Below are 18,564 nucleotides of genomic sequence, written 5' to 3' on the forward strand. Positions count from 1 at the left end.
AATTTTCTTACTTTTATCAAGTAAATTTTAAAAACACCCACCCTATGAAAAGGTTTCCCCACCTTCTAGCTATTCTATTTGCTTGTTTTTCCATTTCAATTAGTGCTCAAACAAGCGCCAAGAAAAAAACCGATGTAAATAAAGATGTTGATGTTGTAAAGGTCTACGAACAGGTTGTCGTGGAAGGCTATGGCACCCCCTTTATTTATCAAGAACTCGCTAATGCTTATTACTTTAAAAATGAGTATACCAAGGCGAAAAAGTGGTTTGAAAAACTATTTAATGTAGAAAAACCGAAAGATGCCACTTTAGCGCATCGTTACAGACAGACCTTAAAGGCATTAGATCTTGAGGTAAATAACAATGAATATCTAGTGGCTTCAAACAGTCAGACCAACTAGAATTTAAACTTTATTGTACCTAAAACAACTAACCACATGGTCATTTACCATGCCGGTTGCTTGCATGTGAGCATACACTACTGTAGTGCCCACAAACTTAAAACCACGTTTCTTCAAATCTTTACTTAGTTTATCGCTAAGTGGCGTATTTGCAGGAGCGTTTTTTAATGAGGCTAGCTTATTTTTAATGGGTTTATGGTCTACAAATCCCCAAATGTACTTGCTAAAGCTTCCAAACTCCTCTTGCACTTTCATAAACGCAATTGCATTACTAACGGCAGCATTCACCTTTAACTTATTTCTTACTATTCCTGCGTCTTCCAAAAGAGAAGCTATTTTTTTGTCACCGTACATTGCTATTTTCTTATAATCGAATTGATCAAAGGCCTTTCTGAAGTTTTCTCGTTTCCTTAGTATGGTAATCCAACTTAATCCGGCTTGAAAGGTCTCCAGAATTAGAAATTCAAATAGAGTTCGATCATCGTAAACAGGAACACCCCATTCATTGTCATGGTATGCCATATAAAGCGGATCATTTCCACACCATCCGCATCTTTCTTTATCCATGTAGTTTAATTATAATTCATTAATTAGATTAAAGATAGTGGTTTTGTAGTATTTCTTCGGAAAAAATAAATCTCCTAATCCTGCCCTTGAAAGTTGTAAGTTATGGATCCAAGCTGCCTGATTTTATCTGAAGCTGTCGTAAAAATAGCTTGTCGCGCATATTCCAATGCACTATCAATTAGACATTCATTTTTGGTAGTAGAAGATGTGTCGTTATATGTGGCTTTAGTCACCTTCCCCAATGCATTTACTTCAATATTGATAACCACTTTGCCGTAATTACCACAGGTATAAACGGGATTTGGCAGATATAATTGATTTCTGTTCACCAACCGATAACTCACCGTACTATTTCTTTTTGAGGACGTAGATTTAGCTATTTCTTTATTCTTGTCGCGTCCATTAGAAATTTCTTTTTTTTCTTCGGAAACTTTTTTCTTTTCTTGAACAATTTTGGAGCCTTCTGCATCTCCGTCTGAATTAGTTTCAGAATTTTGTGCCTCCTGCTTTTGTCCATCTTGGTTTTCGTTAGGATCTAAACGATCTTTTTCCAATTCTGAGATAAATTTTTCGGCTTCATTAAAGGCTCTGTTGGTTTCAACATTAATATCACGTTTCGAGATAGCGGCAATTTCATCTTCAGGAATAATGTCTTCTTCGGAAAATTCTATATCAAAATTTTCTTCATTAACATATTCGTATTTTGAGAGATTTATGCTTTTGAAAGCAAGAAACAAAATTCCGAATAGCATTGAAGTGATAATCAAAGCGCGATATGAATAATTGAAGTTCACTAGTACAAGTACTGAAATTTTTGACTAAAATACATACAAACTCTTGATTTTAAGAGGAAATTAGGACTGTTTTAACGCCCTTATGTCTTTAGTCTAAAGGTTTTTCTTTTTTAAGGGCAGCTTCAAAAGCTTCAATTGAAATTGCTTTTTCCACATCAAACTCTCCAATTTTTGTTCTTCGCAATGCAGAAAGATGTGCTCCATTATTTAAAGATTTTCCAAAATCATAGGCTAGAGATCTAATGTAAGTTCCCTTACTACAAACCACTCTAAAATCAACTTTCGGGAGATCGATATTAGTAATTTTAAATTCTGAAATATTTATTTTTCGCTTCGGAATTTCTACCTCTTCCCCGGCTCTGGCAAATTCATAAAGTCGCTTTCCGTCTTTTTTTAAGGCTGAAAATATCGGTGGTTGTTGTTCGATATCTCCTATAAACTGATGTGTAGCCTGATATATCTCTTCCGAAGAAATCCCTGAAATATCAAAGCTTGCATTTATTTCAGACTCTAAATCATAACTTGGAGTTGTAGCACCTAAAGTAAAAGTCCCGGTATATTCTTTTACCTGCGCCTGATATGTATCAATTTTTTTAGTGAATTTTCCAGTACAAAGAATAAGTAGTCCGGTGGCCAATGGATCTAAAGTACCGGCATGACCAACCTTAATTTTTTTTAGTTGAAATTGTTTGCGAATTAACCATCTAATCTTATTCACCACCTGAAATGAGGTCCATTCCAACGGTTTGTCAATGAGAATTAATTGCCCTTCCTTATAATCTTCAACATCCATATTATTGGTATAATCCTACTGCGATGGCAATGACTCCTACAATAACGCAATAAATAGCGAAGTAACTCAGCTTACTCTTCTTAACTAACGAGATCATCCATGTACAAGCGATCAAGCCCGATACGAAGGCTGCAATAAACCCAAGTCCCATAGTTGAGAAATTTGCACTTTCTGCTGCTAAATCTCCACTTACAATGTCTTTGGCAATTTTTCCGAAGATAAGAGGAACTACCATTAAAAATGAGAATCTTGCGGCCTTACTTTTATCATTTCCCAATAAAACTGAAGTAGAAATAGTAGCACCACTTCGAGAAATTCCCGGGAGCATGGCAATGGCCTGTGAAATTCCAATAATAAAGGCATCTTTAAAAGTTACTGGTTTCCCTGTATTTTTAGATCTATCAGCTAACCATAGAAGAATCGCTGTTACAATTAACATGGCACCGACAAAGGCAATATTTCCCCCAAAAAAGGACTCTAATTGCTCTTCAAACAGCAATCCAATAATTACTGCGGGCAGCATAGAGACTATTATTTTTACAGTGAATTGTGTCTCTTCGTTCCACTTAAATTTTAATAATCCGGATATTATTTCCCAAACATCTTTTCTGAAAACCACCAAGGTACTTAAAGCAGTGGCAAAATGAAGTATAACAGTAAATAGCAAACTTTCTTCCGGTACAGAAGTGTCCCCTAAAATGGCTTTTCCTATTTCAAGATGACCACTAGAAGAAACAGGCAAGAACTCAGTAAACCCTTGAATAATTCCAAGGATAATTGCTTCCCATGCATCCATAAATTAATCGTTTTTGTTTGGATTCAATAGAATTGCGTAGACTTCGATACCAAATCCGATTATAATAATCATCGGAGCTAACCTAATGCGACGCCAGTTATAAATTTCGGGATTAAAGACATTAGGGTCGTCACTTCCACCTCCGGCCATTAGGATAAACCCAAGTACGATCACCGCGATGCCAATAAGCATAAACTTGTAGTTTTTGTGTTCAAAAACAAAGTATTGCTTTTCTGCTTCTTTTCGTTTTTTCTCTCCCATAATTAATCAATTCTGAATAAATACGCTTCTCTTTCAAAGCTTACTACACTATATGGTTACTAGTTTCTATGACTGTTTTAACGAGGTGCAAGATACCGTTTTTATTTAAAATAATCGCCTCAAGCGTCTGATGCATTGAGACTGCTCTTATCAAGTAAAAAAGCTAGATCCAGGCAACAATACTTAATAATAGAGCTCATCGGTTCTAAGGTTTAAGAAGCGTTGTGTAGCAAAATATGTGCTTAACCAGGTAATAAAAAGGCCCATTAGAAAAATAAATGCAAACAAGGCTCCTATCATAACTTTGTCCTGAAGCAACTGCAATTGTGGGAAGGTTTTGTTTAAGTAATAAAGCACTAAAGCCATTCCAATCATTGCCAACACAGCGCCCAACATCCCCAGCTTAACACTTTTCCAAATAAATGGCCGACGAATAAATCGTTTGGTGGCACCTACCATTTGCATGGTTTTTATCGTAAACCTTTTTGCATATACCGAAAGTCGAATCGAGCTATTTATGAGTAATACAGCGATAAATGTAAATAGAGAGCTAATAATTAAAACCCATAAACTTATCTTTTTTACATTGTCATTCAGAAGTGCGATTAAAGGTTTGTCGTATACGACTTCATCCACAAAATTCTTAGAAATTAATTCAGTTGTAATCTCTTCCAGTTTTTCAGGAGAGACATAATCGGCTAATAAATAAACGTCGATGCTATTCTGAAGCGGATTGTAACCCAAAAACTCCATGAAATTTTCTCCAATTGTAGCACTATGTTCTTCGGCAGCCTGCTCTTTTGAGATATATTCGGCAGTTTTAGTGTATTCTGCTAACGCCAGACTCTGTTTCAATTGGGTGATTTCAACCTCCTTGGCTGTATCTTTTAAATAAACTGTAAGTGCAATTTTTTCCTTAAAATGATCTGCTACTTTTTTAGTATTGAGTACCAAGAGCCCCAACAAACCTAATAGAAATAGTACTAAAGAGATGCTTATTACAACAGAGAAATAAGACGAGATAAGCCTGCGTTTTTGATACTTTTCAAAAGATGATGCCATAGATTGTAATTGATTGCCAGCACAAAAATACAAGGATTTTTGTATCTGTGATGTACTAACGATTAATCTTTCAAAATTGTTATAAATTACCTCCACTACTTTGACGTTTTGATCTGATATTTTTCAATAAGATCTATTAAAATTGCCCTACATTTGAAATTGTAAACGTGACCGATATCAATAGAATTCTACAGGATTTAAAAATTTCTCGCCCTGGATTGTGGTTTCCCACGATATGGATATATCTGGTGCCATTTAATTTCGATGATTCCTTTTGGACACATACCAACTTTTGGATTGGTTTCTTCTTTGTGACTTTCCCATTAAATTATTTAGTCTATGGCCTTAATGATTATAACGATATCGAAGCCGATTCGGTAAATGAACGAAAGGGGAATTTCTTGTTTGGCGCTAAGGCTTCCAAGGTACAACTGGCTTCAGTACCACTAAGAATTGCTGTTCTAATTTTACCATTTATTGTTTATTTTACTATTGTTGGCGGTTGGGAAATGCTGTTGTTGCTACTATTTATGATTGCAATAAATATTGCGTATAATTTTGAACCCTTCAGATTTAAAGAAAAACCTCCGTTTGAGATATGTATTCAAATCGGATATGTTTTCACTGCTTTTTTTAGTGTGTTATTAAATGATCTCAGTATGATCCCATGGCAGACAATTGTGTACTTATCGTTTTTTGCATTTCAGGCACATATCGCAGGGGAAATCATGGATATTGAACCTGATCGCCTAGCTGGAAAAAGAACGACTGCAACCCTAATTGGCAGAAAAAGAACAAAATTCCTAATGCTGTTCTTACTATTTATCGAAGTGATAATTTTAATCGTTTGGTTTGAAGATTATGTGTTGTCCGGATTTCTTGCAGTATTTGCACTTTGGTTGTTAATCGATGTGTTTTTTATATTCAAAGATGCCCCGTATAATTTGAATCAAATGAAATTGTTCGGGATTGCCATGAATGTTTCTGCGATACTTTCCATGATCTGGATATTGTACTCCGGAAAATTAATGCATCCAGTCTATTAATTACAATTAAGTTCAACACTTCTACTTAGAAATCCTAAATTTGCACCGATTTGCCCGATAAGGCAGGTCATCTTGAAAATCACAGCAATGAGCAAATATCACTTTAACGATTTAGAAGCCAAATGGCAACAATACTGGGCCGAAAATCAGACTTTTAAGGCAGAGAATAATAGTGACAAACCAAAATATTATGTATTGGATATGTTCCCTTATCCGTCGGGCGCAGGGCTTCATGTTGGGCATCCATTAGGTTATATTGCCAGTGATATTTACTCCAGATACAAACGTCATCAAGGCTTCAATGTGCTACATCCAATGGGCTATGATAGCTTCGGACTGCCCGCTGAACAATATGCAATTCAGACGGGACAACATCCGGCTCAAACCACCAAGGCTAATATTGAAGGTGGGATTGATAATCTGGGAAATAAAATTGAAGGTTACAGAAAACAGCTGGATCAGATTGGATTCTCATTCGATTGGAGTCGTGAAGTTCGGACTTCAGATCCTAATTACTATAAATGGACACAGTGGATTTTCATTCAATTGTTCGAATCCTGGTATTGCAAAACTCACGAAAAAGCTTTTCCAATTTCAGAATTAGTTAAGGTTTTTTCTGAAGAAGGAAATGAGGGTATCGTCGCTTCATGCGATTTGGATACTGCTACCTTTTCAGCCAAACAATGGAATTCCTTTTCCGAAGAGAAAAAAGAAAAAACACTGCTAAAATACCGACTTACCTACTTGGCGGAAACAGAAGTCAATTGGTGTCCGCAATTAAAAACGGTGCTCGCGAACGATGAGATTGTAAATGGCGTATCAGAACGTGGAGGTTTCCCGGTGATTCGTAAAAAGATGACGCAATGGAGTATGCGTATCACTGCCTACGCCCAACGGTTGCTGGATGGTCTGGATAAAATTGATTGGCCACAGCCTTTAAAGGATACTCAAACCAATTGGATAGGCCGATCGAAAGGAGCTAGTGTTACTTTTAAAGTAAAAGATAGGGATGAGGTTATCGACGTATTTACCACGCGCCCGGATACTATTTTCGGAGTGAGTTTTATGACTTTGGCTCCCGAACATGATTTAGTTGATGGCCTTACCACGATTGAGCAAAGAATTGACGTAGGAAAATACATCGATGCCACATCAAAACGAAGTGAACGTGAACGGATGGCAGATGTAAAAACGATTAGCGGTGTGTTTACAGGTTCGTATGCAGTACATCCTTTTTCTGGAGAGGAGATTCCAATTTGGATTGGGGATTATGTATTAGCAGGCTATGGAACAGGTGCCGTTATGAGCGTTCCTTGCGGGGATCAGCGGGATTACGATTTTGCTAAACATTTTGGTCTTTCTATTCCGAATATTTTTGAAGGTGTTGATATTTCTGAAGAAGCTTATTCTGATAAAGATAATACGGTAATCGCGAATAGTGATTTCCTAAATGGTCTCAGCTATTCTGAAGCAACCACCAAAGCGATTGAAGCATTAGAGGCTAAGAACGCAGGTGAAGGAAAAATCAACTATCGACTACGTGATGCTGTATTTTCACGCCAGCGATATTGGGGTGAACCCTTCCCGGTATATTATAAAAACGGGTTGCCTCAAATGATCGATTTAGAACATTTGCCGCTTTCACTTCCTGAGATTGAAAAATATTTACCCACCGATACTGGAGAGCCACCTTTGGGACGTGCTGATGTATGGGCATGGGATATTTCTCAGGCTGCAGTGGTTAGTAACCAGTTGATTGACCACAAGACAGTTTTCCCTTTAGAATTGAATACAATGCCGGGCTGGGCAGGTAGTAGTTGCTATATGTTCCGCTATATGGATGCGCATAATCATAAAGCCTTAGCTTCGGAAGAAGCGATGAACTATTGGGAGAATGTTGATCTGTATTTAGGTGGAAGTGAACATGCTACCGGACATTTATTATATAGCCGTTTTTGGGTGAAGGTCTTGAATGACCTTGGACATGTACCAGTGGAAGAACCTTTTAAAAAGTTGATCAATCAGGGAATGATCCTAGGGGAGAGTGCGTTTGTAAACCGAGTTAATTTTATTACGGATCACAAGGAATTGGGGCAACTATTACCTCGCAATTTGTTTATTTCCAATTCACAAAAGATTTCCTTTTTAGACACTAGTTATGAATTAGGTAATGATGAAGGATTTAAACGTTTAATACATGCCTATCTCGAAGAAAAAGGATGGGTTAATTCTTCGGAATTTGAAAAATTTAAGATTCAGATCGTGCCTCTTCATGCAGATGTTTCTTTAGTAAATCTGCAAAATGAATTGGACCTTGATGCTTTCCGAAGTTGGAGAGAAGAATTTAAAGATGCAGATTTTATTACTGAGACCGATGGAATTTTCAAAGTTTCACGCGAGGTAGAAAAGATGTCTAAATCCAAATACAATGTGGTTAATCCCGACGATATTTGTAAGCAATACGGTGCTGACACCTTGCGCATGTATGAGATGTTTTTAGGTCCGTTGGAGCAGGCAAAACCATGGAGTACTGCCGGGATTACGGGAGTACATAGTTTCTTGAAAAAACTTTGGAAATTATACTATAACGGAGCAGATGAAAGCTTGAATATTTCCGAAGAGAAGGCTTCAAAAGAAAGCTTGAAAATCCTTCATAAGACTATTAAGAAAGTACAAGAAGATATAGAGAACTTTAGTTTTAATACTTCAGTTTCCACTTTTATGATCGCCGTTAATGAGCTTTCTTCCCAAAAATGTAATTCTAAGGAAGTTTTAGAACCGCTATTAGTGCTGATCTCACCCTATGCGCCTCATATTGCAGAAGAATTATGGAGTAAAATGGGACATGAAAAGAGTATTTCGGCTGTGGCTTTTCCAAAATTTGATGCTTCACATTTGGTTGAAAGTAGTAAGGAGTATCCTATTTCTTTTAACGGAAAAATGCGTTTTACGCTCGAACTAGCCTTAGATTTGAGTAAAGATGACATCGAGGCTGCCGTAATGGCACATGAGAAAACACAGCAGTATTTGGAGGGTCGTACCCCTAAGAAGGTAATTGTTGTGCCGGGTAAGATCGTAAACATAGTAGGTTAAAAAATTGCACAGTATTTGCTATCTTTAATGCAAGCAATATACCTTAGATTAATAGCGATCTTTTGTGGATTGTGTTTGAATTAATAATTTAAAAGACCCGTCTTTGCGGGAGTAGATATGATAGGATATTATATTTTAGCAGGAATCATCTTTCTAGTAAGCATGTATGTGAGTAATAAACTTAAAAGTAAGTTTAAGCATTATTCTAAAGTACAATTGCAAAATGGAATGAGCGGTAAGGAAATCGCCGAAAAAATGCTCGCCGATAATGGGATCACAGATGTAAAGGTGATTTCGGTGGCGGGGCAACTTACAGATCATTATAATCCTGCGAATAAAACAGTAAATTTAAGTGAGCCTGTTTATATGGAGCGCAATGCAGCCGCAGCCGCAGTAGCAGCTCATGAATGCGGTCATGCAGTTCAACATGCCACGGCTTATAGTTGGTTAAAAATGCGATCTGCAATTGTTCCTGCTGTCGGAATTTCCTCGAAACTGTCGAATTTTGTGATCATGGCTGGTTTGGTTTTATCGGTCACTGGATCCATGATTGGAAATACTATTTTCTTAGTTGGGATTTTACTTTTTGCAGTAACTACGGCCTTTGCCTTTATAACTTTACCTGTAGAGTTTGATGCGAGTAATCGTGCGTTGGCATGGTTAGAGCAAAAAAACATGGTCACGCAAGAAGAACATGCTGGTGCCAAAGATGCTTTGAAATGGGCAGCCCGCACCTATGTGGTAGCGGCTCTTGGGTCTTTAGCCACCTTATTGTATTTTATAAGTATTTTCTTAAACCGAAGATAATTTAAGAATTCTGAAAATATATGTCAGGTCGAGTCCTTCGACTATGCTCAGGATAGACTAGAGTCGAAGAACTCCACCAGACAACCTAACTAATTTTTATTTCTGGATGCTTCGGAAGAAATTGATTGCTTTTACCCTACAATATTATCAGGATTATAGCCTAAATACATAGTTTCTTTCTCTTTGAAAATAATTCCGAAGTCTTCCAATTCCTTTAGAATAGGTTCGTATACCTCCTTGTTTATTGGAAGCTGAACTCCGGGAGTCGTAATTTCTTCATTGAGTATTTTAAGTGCAGCAATGGCGACGGGTAAGCCAACTGTTTTCGCCATCGAAGTATAGGTTTGGTCTTCACCTACCAATACCATATTGCTGTCGATTTGATGTTTTTTTCCATTAAGCTCGTATCCAAACTTATGGTACATAACGATCATGTCCTTGTCTTTTTTATCGAGCGTCCACTTATCTTCTAATATCTTCTGAAGTGCCATTGCTGGTGTAGCATCTTTTATTCCGATAAACTTGTCTGGATTAAAGATGTCCAGCTCCTCCAGTTTTTCCCACATAAGGTCGTCTTGCTCAATCTTCAAGTTATGCCGAAGCTTAAGTTCCACCGTATCTGTTGGTGAATAGGGTAGAAATGCGTTTACAAATGCACGGTAGGATAAATTTTCAGAATCTGGCATTATATAGCTATCATCTGTCATCCCTAATTGCACGAACATATTCCAAGCTTTACTAAACCCAACTCTTCGTATGGTACCTCTATAAAGCGTTAAAATATCTTTGAGTCCGTATACCGACTGGTATTTTAGTGAATTTCGATTGGCATAGACTTCAAATTTTCCATGACCTTCAATATCAATAAATTCTGTACGTCTAAACAATCTATGGTAAGGAATGTACTTGAATTTCGCTTCCTGTATAAACTCTGCCGCTCCACCTTGTCCTGCAAGTACCACATTTCTAGGGTTCCATGTGAATTTGTAATTCCATAAATTATTATCACTTTCCGGAGCGATTAAACCACCGGTAAATGATTCAAATAAAAGCATTTTTCCGCCTTGCGCACGAATCCTGTCTATCACTTGCATGGCGCTCATATGGTCTATTCCGGGATCGAGTCCGATCTCATTCATAAAAACCAGTCCTTTTGCTTTTGCTTTTGGATGGAGCATCTGCATTTGGTCACTTATATAAGACGCAGTCACCAAATGTTTCCCGAATTCAATACAATCTCTGGCTACTTCTATGTGGAAACGCGCGGGTAGCATCGATATTACTATGTCACTATTTTCAACAGCTTCACGGCGTTGGGGGTCATTGAAAACATCAAGTAGAATGCCTCTTGCATTTGGGTGGTCTGAAGTGAACTTTTGTGCATTTTGTATAGAGATATCGCCAATAGTGATAAATAACTCTTCAGCTTCAGATTTGTCTAATAAGTACTTTATTAAACTAGTAGCCGAGCGTCCTGCTCCAATGATTAAAATGTTTCTCATCCGTAGGTTTTTGGTTAACTTTGTAGCCTTAATCTTAATGCACGAAAGTACTAAAATGTATCGTACACTATGAATAAATTTGATAAAAAAATCGTGGTTGTTGCCTGTATTTTGGCTGCCATAACTATAGGGTTGGGAGCTTTTGGAGCCCATGGATTAAAAGAAATGTTGTCTCAAGAGTCTCTATCTACCTTCGAAACAGGGGTTCGTTATCAGATGTATCATAGTCTGGCCATCTTAATATTAGGCTTATCTACTCAAATACCTTCAAAAGTGAAGAAAATAGTGTTTTGGTTTTTTCTCTTCGGAATTATTTTCTTCTCCGGTTCAATTTATTTGCTTTCTATAAAACAACTGCTATCATTTAACGTTAGTTTTCTAGGGCCTATTACACCAATTGGCGGTCTACTTTTCATTCTAGGTTGGCTGCGATTGGGATATGGATTATTAACAATTAAAAGGGGATAATTATATTTTTTTAAAGAGATTTTCTCTATCAGATTTATTATTTTTGTACCCACAACAATTAAAACTAAGTATGGTCACTAAAAACCAAACTACGAAAACGATTTCGCTTAACAAATACGGAATCAAGAATGCCTCAGTAAAGTATCAACTATCCTCAGAGGAACTTCACAATGAAACATTAAGAAAGGATCAAGGCGAAGAAGCCGACAATGGGACTCTTGCAGTAAATACAGGAGAATTCACCGGTAGATCACCAAAGGATCGTTTCATTGTAAAAGACGATATCACCAGAGATAAAGTATGGTGGGGGAATATCAACATTCCTTTTCCTGTCGATATGTTCGATAGATTGTACGATAAGGTAACAAATTATCTTTCTGAAAAGGATGTTTATGTAAGAGATAGCTACGCATGTGCGGATGAGGCTTATAAGTTAAATATTCGGGTAATAACCGAGTATCCATGGTCGAATATGTTCGCATACAATATGTTTTTACGACCAACAGAGGCTGAGTTAGAGAATTTCGACCCTGAATGGCTCATTGTAAATGCACCTGGATTTATGGCCGACCCTGAAGTAGACGGAACTCGCCAACACAACTTCGCTATTCTTAACTTTACAAAAAAAATTGCCTTGATTGGTGGTACTGGTTATACCGGTGAGATCAAAAAAGGAATCTTTTCGGCTTTGAACTTTATTTTACCGGTCGATAAAAATACAATGCCTATGCACTGTTCTGCCAACGTTGGTAAGAATGGTGAAACAGCAATTTTCTTTGGTCTTTCAGGAACTGGTAAAACCACTTTGTCTGCAGATCCAAAAAGAAAACTGATAGGTGATGATGAACATGGATGGACTGCCGAAAATACTATCTTTAATTTTGAAGGAGGATGTTACGCGAAAGTGATTAATCTTTCCGAAGAGAATGAACCTGATATTTTTAACGCAATTAAGCCGGGTGCGATTCTTGAAAATGTAGTAATGGATGAGAATGGAGTCGTAGACTATGCAGATACTTCCATTACTCAGAACACTCGTGTAAGTTATCCTATTTATCATATTGATAATATTCAAGAACCTTCAATTGGTAAGAATCCAAAAAATATTTTCTTTTTAACAGCAGATGCATTTGGAGTATTGCCTCCAATATCAAAACTTACTCCAGGTCAGGCTGCGTATCACTTTATTAGTGGTTATACAGCGAAAGTAGCGGGTACGGAAGAAGGAATTAACGAACCAACACCTAGCTTTTCAGCTTGTTTTGGTGCTCCCTTTATGCCGCTGCATCCTACAAAGTACGCTGAGATGTTAAGTAAGAAGATGAAAGATGCTGGTGTAAATGTATGGTTGGTCAATACCGGATGGACAGGTGGACCTTACGGAATTGGAAGCAGAATGAAATTAAAATTCACACGTGCCATGATTACTGCCGCTTTAGAAGGAGAGCTTGGTGATGTGGAATATGTAAAGCATCCTATTTTTGGATTGGAAGTGCCTCAAAGTTGCCCAGATGTGCCTATGGAGGTTTTGAATCCGAAAGGAACTTGGAAAAACCAGAAGGCTTACGATATTCAAGCAAATGAATTGGCCGTATCTTTTAAAGAAAACTTCGCCAAATTTAAGGAGTATGCCAATGACGAAATAATGGCAGGAGCGCCTATTTCGAAATAAGTATCAGTTTAACTGTATAAAAAAAGCTTGCCAGAGATGGCAAGCTTTTTAATTTAGACTTTTCAAGTTTTAGCTCAAATAACCCTATCTCGAGTTAGATTACTATTTCTTATTATTAGCTTCTTTGATGTATTTTTCAAGTGCCATCGTCATCGAAGGTGTTTCTGGTGTCGGGGCCTGAATGTCGACTCTAAGTCCTTTTTCTACGGAAGCTTTTACGGTTGTATTACCAAAGACAGCAATTCGCGTTTCCTTTTGTTCGAAATCGGGAAAATTCTCGAATAAGGATTCAATTCCACTAGGGCTGAAGAAGACAAGGATGTCGTAATAAACATCTCTAAGATTGCTTAGGTCGCTTACCACAGTTTTGTAAAAAACAGATGGTTTCCAATCTACTTTCAACTCATTTAGTATTGTCGGAATTTCAGGTTTTAATTTGTCTGATGAAGGTAATAAGAACTGTTCGTTCTTATATTTTTTGATGAGTGGTGCGAGTTCAGAAAAAGTACGTTTTCCAACATAAATTTTTCGTTTTCTATATACCACATACTTCTGAAGATAATAAGCAACAGCTTCACTAAGACAAAAATATTTCATCGAATCGGGAACTTTAAATCTAAGTTCTTCCGCAATTCTGAAAAAATGATCCACAGCATTTCTACTTGTTAGAATGATAGCCGTAAATTTGGTAAGGTCGATTTTTTGTGAGCGAACATCTTTTCCGGAAACTCCTTCCACATGAATAAAAGGAATGAAGTCTATTTTAACCTTCTGTCTTTCAATTAGATCGAAATACGGAGAATTCTCCACCTTTGGTTCAGGTTGCGAGACTAAAATAGTTTTCACTTTCATATAATCAGGGTTTAATGGTCCTTACTACTTTATTGAAACGCCTTATATAAAATAATATAAGGTGAAATTTCAAGAGCGCAAAGATACAAAATAAAATAGAAGAAATTGCTTAAAATCAAATTTCCAAAAGTTTTATAACTGTTATACAAAGCGATACAATTAAGTAGTATGATTAAAACAACAAAAATGGTGATAAGATTTAAGGTTGGATCGACAGCATAAAAGAAAATAAGATTACCTATAAAAAGCAAAATCGACATTAAATTTCGATAACTCAGTTTTTGGTACAAATAAGAATTTATGATGGTATCCAGATTAAAAATTGTGCCAACTATCTTCTCAAGTATTAACTTGATAAGCACAAAAAAAGTATAAGCAGAACAAATCTGTACAAAGAGCCAAGGATTTGATTCTAATATATTCGGACTTTTTATTTTAACGTAAAGAAATATAAATAGGGATACAGATATTACTTGTGCAATAAATAGCAGTAAATTAAAAGGATGCTTTATGTCATCGTTTTTACCGTGTACAAAAAAGTACTTGCTGTTTAAAGGTAGCATAATAAATTCGTGAAACCTTCTGGGATAGCTTGACTTAGCTACAGCATATAGTACCAAACAACTAACTAGCAATAGTGTAATCCAGTCTAATGATTCGATATAACGTTCCAAGATATAGGAGCCTTTATTTTTTGCAAAGGTACTGCAAATTAAATCGTACTAAAAGAGCTTCAATTAGAAATTGACAGGCATATATTTTGCTAAAAAACGGTACATTTGCGTTAAAAAAGGAGCATGTCCAAAGCCTTAGTGGTGATACCTACTTTTAATGAGATCGAAAATATAGAACGGCTGCTTCGCAATATATTTGCTCTTCAGAGGAATTTCGATATTCTAGTGGTGGATGACAACTCTCCTGATGGAACGGCAGATGCAGTTGAAAAGGTGAAGGAAGACTTTCCAAATAATGTGTTTTTGTTAAAAAGGAAAGGTAAATTGGGATTAGGTACTGCCTATATCGCCGGATTTAAATGGGCTTTGGAAAAAGAATATGATTATATATTTGAAATGGATGCCGATTTTTCTCACAATCCGAACGATCTCATCCGTTTGTACAATGCGTGTGCCAGAGATGGATTCGACATGGCAATCGGCTCCAGATATGTGAATGGAGTGAATGTGGTAAACTGGCCAATGAGTCGAGTGTTAATGTCATGGGGAGCTTCAAAATATGTTCAATTTATTACAGGAATGAATATTTACGATACTACCGCCGGTTTTATTTGTTATAGAAGACAGGTGTTAGAGAAAATAAATCTTGATAAAATACAGTTTGTAGGATATGCGTTTCAGATTGAAATGAAATTTAAAACCTACCTCAGTAAATTTAAAATAAAAGAGGTGCCGGTGATTTTCACCGATCGAACCAAAGGTGAATCTAAAATGAGTTCGGGGATTATTTCCGAAGCGATTTTTGGAGTAATCACAATGAAAATAAAAAGTTTATTTAACAGTATCGACATTTAATGAATCCAATTTTAATTAAAAATGCTCAAATCGTAAATGAAGGCAAGATCCGAAGAGGAGATGTGCTTATTCAAGACGATCGTATTGCCGAAGTATCGGATAGTATTAGTGTTAAATCTGCCAATACCAAGGTAATAGATGCGGATGGCTGTTATTTGGTGCCCGGGATGATCGATGATCAGGTGCATTTTAGAGAACCGGGACTTACCCACAAGGCAACGATTGCAACAGAGTCTAAGGCTGCAGTAGCAGGAGGAATCACTTCCTATATTGAAATGCCCAATACTTTTCCACAAGCGACTACTATCGATTTATTAGAGGATAAATTTAAAATAGCAAGTGAAACTTCCTGGGCTAATTATTCGTTTATGTTTGGAGGAACCAACGATAATCTGGAGGAAATCCTAAAAGTTGATGAAAATAAAGTGGCTGGATTAAAGTTGTTTCTAGGTTCTTCAACAGGGAATATGCTTGTGGATGATCCGGATATCTTAGAAGAGATCTTTAGCAAAACAAAATTACTTATCTCGGCACATTGTGAAGATGAGGCGACTATTCGCGAGAATATGGCGAAATACACTGCCAAATATGGTGAAGATATTCCCATTGAAATGCATCCATTAATCCGAAGTGAAGAAGCTTGTTATATTTCCTCTTCAAAAGCCATCGAACTTGCAAAGAAAACAGGGGCGAGACTGCATGTGTTTCATGTATCTACCGAAAAGGAAACGCATTTATTCAGCAATAAAAAGCCTCTTTCAGAAAAGAAAATTACTGCCGAAGTATGTGTACATCATTTATGGTTTACCGATGAGGACTACAAAACAAAAGGGACCAGTATTAAGTGGAATCCTGCTGTGAAAACCCAAAAGGACAAGGATGGGCTTTGGAAGGCACTGAACGATGACAGGATAGATGTGATCGCAACAGATCATGCCCCGCACACTATGGATGAAAAGAACAATGTCTATACAAAGGCTCCTTCAGGAGGACCTCTTGTACAACATGCCCTTGATGCTTTGTTCGAAATGCATCACAAGGGTTATATTTCCGTGGAAAAACTAGTGGAGAAAACTGCTCATAACCCTGCGATTTTGTTTCAGATAAAAGACAGAGGCTATATTAAAAAAGGGTACAAAGCAGATCTTGTTTTGGTGAATCCACAATCACCTTGGACCGTGAATAAGGAAAACATTGCATACAAATGTGGTTGGTCTCCCTTTGAAGGCACTACGTTTAAGTCGAGAGTGACGCATACGTTCGTCAACGGAATTCTCGTATATGAAAATGGTAAATATCCAAATGCAAGTCAGCCGGAGCGACTAACTTTTAACCGCTCATGAAATATTTCCTTACTTTAGTTGTAATCTTGTTTTTTATAGGTTGTCAGGACGTAAAACGTCCGGAAAGACCTGAAAATTTAATACCTGAGAACGAAATGGTCGATATCCTTACTGAGGTATATCTAATCAATGCAGCGCGTAGTACAGACAATCGAGTGCTGTTAAAAAGTAAGATCATGCCAGATTCTTTTATCTATAAGAAATTTCGCATTGATAGTCTGCAATTCGCTGAAAGTAATGCATTTTATACTTCAGAATTGAATACTTATAATGGCTTGTTTATGAAAGTTCAGGAGCGTGTAGAGCTGTTGAAAATAAGAGTTGATAGCATTGCCGAAATTATTAAGAAGCGAGAAGAAGAGGAGAGACGTATAAAGGATAGTATTGACGGTGTAGAAACAGATACTACACAAATAAAGCAGAAAGATACTATTCAAGTACTTTCCGGATTGGGAGAACCAATTCAGAATTAATTTCCTTTTTTTAAGAAATTTTTTGAGACCCTTTCTAAGGTCTTAGGATAGGGTGTAAACTGAAAATCGAGTTCTTTTTCGATTTTGCATGCGTCGTAAAATGATATTTTGTACAAGGAATTGACAGTAGATTTAAGTAATTTTCGCTTGCTTCGGAAGAGAATATGCGACAGCCAATCTAATTTACTAAAAACTGTTAGCACCCATTTTGCAGCTTTTTTTCGTGGTGGTTTTTTATTTAGTTGAAGCGCAATTTCAGTCAGTAATTCTTTGTAATAAATACTTTTACTTACCAGTACAAAGCGTTCATTTTTAACGGGACTTTTCATTAAGGCAATCATAACTTTAACCACATCCTGCACATCGACAATTCCAATCCCGCCAATCGTGTAAAACGGAATTCCTTTGGCAACCGATTTAAAAATAATCCCGCTACCCGAATTCCAGTAGCCTGACCCTAGAATAATTCCGGGGTTTACAATTACCACATTTAAACCCTCTTGAGTACCTCGCCAAACTTCCATTTCGGCACCATATTTTGTGATAGAATACACACTATTCTTTTCTTCGGAATTCCATTCGGTAGCTTCAGAAATTGTGTCACCGTTAAGACCTGCTCCCATAGTTGCAATGGAACTTACATGACACAGTTTTTCAACCTTATTTGAAATACATAGATTCACCACATTGGCGGTACCTTCAATATTTGCTTTTTTAAGCTTGTAAAAATGTTTTACATCAAAACTAATATAAGCTGCTGCATGATAAACATGAGTGATATTTTTAAAGGCTTCGGAAAGAGACGGAACTTCGGTGATGTCTGCTTCAAACCAATCGATCTTTTTAAAAAGAGTTTCGGTAGCTTCTGAAGCTCCAGTATAATAATTAAAAACTTCTTTCACAGCTTCCAAATCACTGGATTTACGATGGATCGCCCTAACAGTTTCGTTGTTCTTCAGAAGAGAATACAACAAATGAGAACCTACCAAACCTGTTCCACCAGTGACTAAAATCATATCACGAAAATAGGTCATTTCAGAATGTTAAACTAGAATCCCCTTTTATCTTTTATAATATCAAACTATCTTTGCGCAAAAGATAAAAA

19 protein-coding genes are annotated in these 18,564 nt (G+C 36.9%); 9 read left to right on the plus strand and 10 right to left on the minus strand.

Going from position 1 to position 18,564, the window contains the following annotated elements; all coding sequences use genetic code 11:
- The first annotated feature begins 44 nt into the window (after positions 1–44).
- Positions 45–401, plus strand: coding sequence for a hypothetical protein (locus BXY75_RS03635; protein WP_121906328.1), 357 nt, complete (start codon positions 45–47; stop codon positions 399–401).
- A 3-nt stretch (positions 402–404) separates the two neighbouring features.
- On the opposite strand, the gene BXY75_RS03640 is transcribed toward BXY75_RS03635, so the two are convergent.
- The 6 genes from BXY75_RS03640 to BXY75_RS03665 all read right to left on the minus strand — a co-directional run bounded on the left by BXY75_RS03640 (position 405) and on the right by BXY75_RS03665 (position 4,674).
- Positions 405–968 (minus strand): DNA-3-methyladenine glycosylase I, encoded by a 564-nt coding sequence (locus BXY75_RS03640; protein WP_121906329.1) that lies wholly within the window; start codon positions 966–968, stop codon positions 405–407.
- Between the two features lie 74 nt (positions 969–1,042).
- Complete coding sequence (locus BXY75_RS03645; RefSeq protein ID WP_121906330.1) at positions 1,043–1,720, minus strand: hypothetical protein; 678 nt, start codon at positions 1,718–1,720, stop codon at positions 1,043–1,045.
- A 130-nt stretch (positions 1,721–1,850) separates the two neighbouring features.
- Positions 1,851–2,555 carry a tRNA pseudouridine(55) synthase TruB gene (truB, locus tag BXY75_RS03650; protein ID WP_121906331.1) on the minus strand — a complete coding sequence of 235 codons (705 nt, stop codon included), beginning with the start codon at positions 2,553–2,555 and terminating at the stop codon, positions 1,851–1,853.
- A 1-nt stretch (position 2,556) separates the two neighbouring features.
- Complete coding sequence (locus tag BXY75_RS03655; protein ID WP_121906332.1) at positions 2,557–3,351, minus strand: undecaprenyl-diphosphate phosphatase; 795 nt, start codon at positions 3,349–3,351, stop codon at positions 2,557–2,559.
- A 3-nt stretch (positions 3,352–3,354) separates the two neighbouring features.
- Positions 3,355–3,612 (minus strand): DUF3098 domain-containing protein, encoded by a 258-nt coding sequence (locus BXY75_RS03660; protein WP_121906333.1) that lies wholly within the window; start codon positions 3,610–3,612, stop codon positions 3,355–3,357.
- Positions 3,613–3,795: 183 nt separating this feature from the next.
- Entirely contained in the window at positions 3,796–4,674 is an 879-nt protein-coding gene (locus tag BXY75_RS03665) for a cell division protein FtsX (RefSeq protein ID WP_121906334.1), read from the minus strand.
- Positions 4,675–4,841: 167 nt separating this feature from the next.
- Between BXY75_RS03665 and BXY75_RS03670 the strand changes: the two genes are divergently transcribed.
- The 3 genes from BXY75_RS03670 (at position 4,842) to BXY75_RS03680 (ending at position 9,620) form a co-directional block, all read left to right on the plus strand.
- Positions 4,842–5,720 (plus strand): UbiA family prenyltransferase, encoded by an 879-nt coding sequence (locus BXY75_RS03670; protein WP_170152840.1) that lies wholly within the window; start codon positions 4,842–4,844, stop codon positions 5,718–5,720.
- Between the two features lie 87 nt (positions 5,721–5,807).
- Complete coding sequence (locus BXY75_RS03675) at positions 5,808–8,813, plus strand: leucine--tRNA ligase (protein ID WP_121906336.1); 3,006 nt, start codon at positions 5,808–5,810, stop codon at positions 8,811–8,813.
- Between the two features lie 117 nt (positions 8,814–8,930).
- Positions 8,931–9,620 (plus strand): zinc metallopeptidase, encoded by a 690-nt coding sequence (locus tag BXY75_RS03680; protein ID WP_121906337.1) that lies wholly within the window; start codon positions 8,931–8,933, stop codon positions 9,618–9,620.
- Between the two features lie 131 nt (positions 9,621–9,751).
- On the opposite strand, the gene BXY75_RS03685 is transcribed toward BXY75_RS03680, so the two are convergent.
- A complete protein-coding gene (locus BXY75_RS03685; RefSeq protein WP_121906338.1) occupies positions 9,752–11,122 on the minus strand; it encodes a saccharopine dehydrogenase family protein in 1,371 nt (456 codons plus the stop codon).
- A 69-nt stretch (positions 11,123–11,191) separates the two neighbouring features.
- On the opposite strand from BXY75_RS03685, the gene BXY75_RS03690 reads away from it, so the two are divergent.
- Together BXY75_RS03690 and pckA are read left to right on the plus strand one after the other, a co-directional pair.
- The gene (locus BXY75_RS03690; protein ID WP_121906339.1) at positions 11,192–11,590 is read left to right on the plus strand and encodes a DUF423 domain-containing protein; all 399 of its coding nucleotides are present in this window, start codon (positions 11,192–11,194) and stop codon (positions 11,588–11,590) included.
- 70 nt (positions 11,591–11,660) lie between these two features.
- On the plus strand, positions 11,661–13,262 hold the full coding sequence (pckA, locus tag BXY75_RS03695) for a phosphoenolpyruvate carboxykinase (ATP) (protein WP_121906340.1): 1,602 nt from the start codon (positions 11,661–11,663) through the stop codon (positions 13,260–13,262).
- Between the two features lie 102 nt (positions 13,263–13,364).
- Here the strand turns inward: pckA and BXY75_RS03700 are convergent, their stop codons facing one another.
- Both BXY75_RS03700 and BXY75_RS17380 read right to left on the minus strand, forming a co-directional pair.
- The gene (locus BXY75_RS03700) at positions 13,365–14,114 is read right to left on the minus strand and encodes a uroporphyrinogen-III synthase (protein ID WP_121906341.1); all 750 of its coding nucleotides are present in this window, start codon (positions 14,112–14,114) and stop codon (positions 13,365–13,367) included.
- 29 nt (positions 14,115–14,143) lie between these two features.
- Positions 14,144–14,788 (minus strand): DUF4271 domain-containing protein, encoded by a 645-nt coding sequence (locus BXY75_RS17380; protein WP_170152841.1) that lies wholly within the window; start codon positions 14,786–14,788, stop codon positions 14,144–14,146.
- Positions 14,789–14,911: 123 nt separating this feature from the next.
- On the opposite strand from BXY75_RS17380, the gene BXY75_RS03710 reads away from it, so the two are divergent.
- Genes BXY75_RS03710 through BXY75_RS03720 form a run of 3 tightly spaced genes read left to right on the plus strand, consistent with a single transcriptional unit; the run spans position 14,912 to position 17,459 of the window.
- On the plus strand, positions 14,912–15,643 hold the full coding sequence (locus BXY75_RS03710) for a polyprenol monophosphomannose synthase (RefSeq protein WP_121906343.1): 732 nt from the start codon (positions 14,912–14,914) through the stop codon (positions 15,641–15,643).
- Positions 15,643–16,986: a dihydroorotase gene (locus tag BXY75_RS03715; RefSeq protein ID WP_121906344.1), complete on the plus strand. Its 1,344-nt coding sequence runs from the start codon at positions 15,643–15,645 to the stop codon at positions 16,984–16,986. Before BXY75_RS03710 ends, BXY75_RS03715 begins: the two co-directional genes overlap by 1 nt.
- Positions 16,983–17,459, plus strand: a complete 477-nt coding sequence (locus BXY75_RS03720) for a DUF4296 domain-containing protein (RefSeq protein ID WP_121906345.1) — start codon at positions 16,983–16,985, stop codon at positions 17,457–17,459. The genes BXY75_RS03715 and BXY75_RS03720 overlap by 4 nt, the downstream gene beginning before the upstream one ends.
- On the opposite strand, the gene BXY75_RS03725 is transcribed toward BXY75_RS03720, so the two are convergent.
- Positions 17,456–18,493 (minus strand): NAD-dependent epimerase/dehydratase family protein, encoded by a 1,038-nt coding sequence (locus tag BXY75_RS03725; protein ID WP_245962910.1) that lies wholly within the window; start codon positions 18,491–18,493, stop codon positions 17,456–17,458. The genes BXY75_RS03720 and BXY75_RS03725 overlap by 4 nt on opposite strands.
- Between the last annotated feature and the right edge of the window lie 71 nt (positions 18,494–18,564).

The organism is Ulvibacter antarcticus (genome assembly GCF_003688405.1).
Classification (GTDB): Bacteria; Bacteroidota; Bacteroidia; order Flavobacteriales; family Flavobacteriaceae; genus Ulvibacter; species Ulvibacter antarcticus.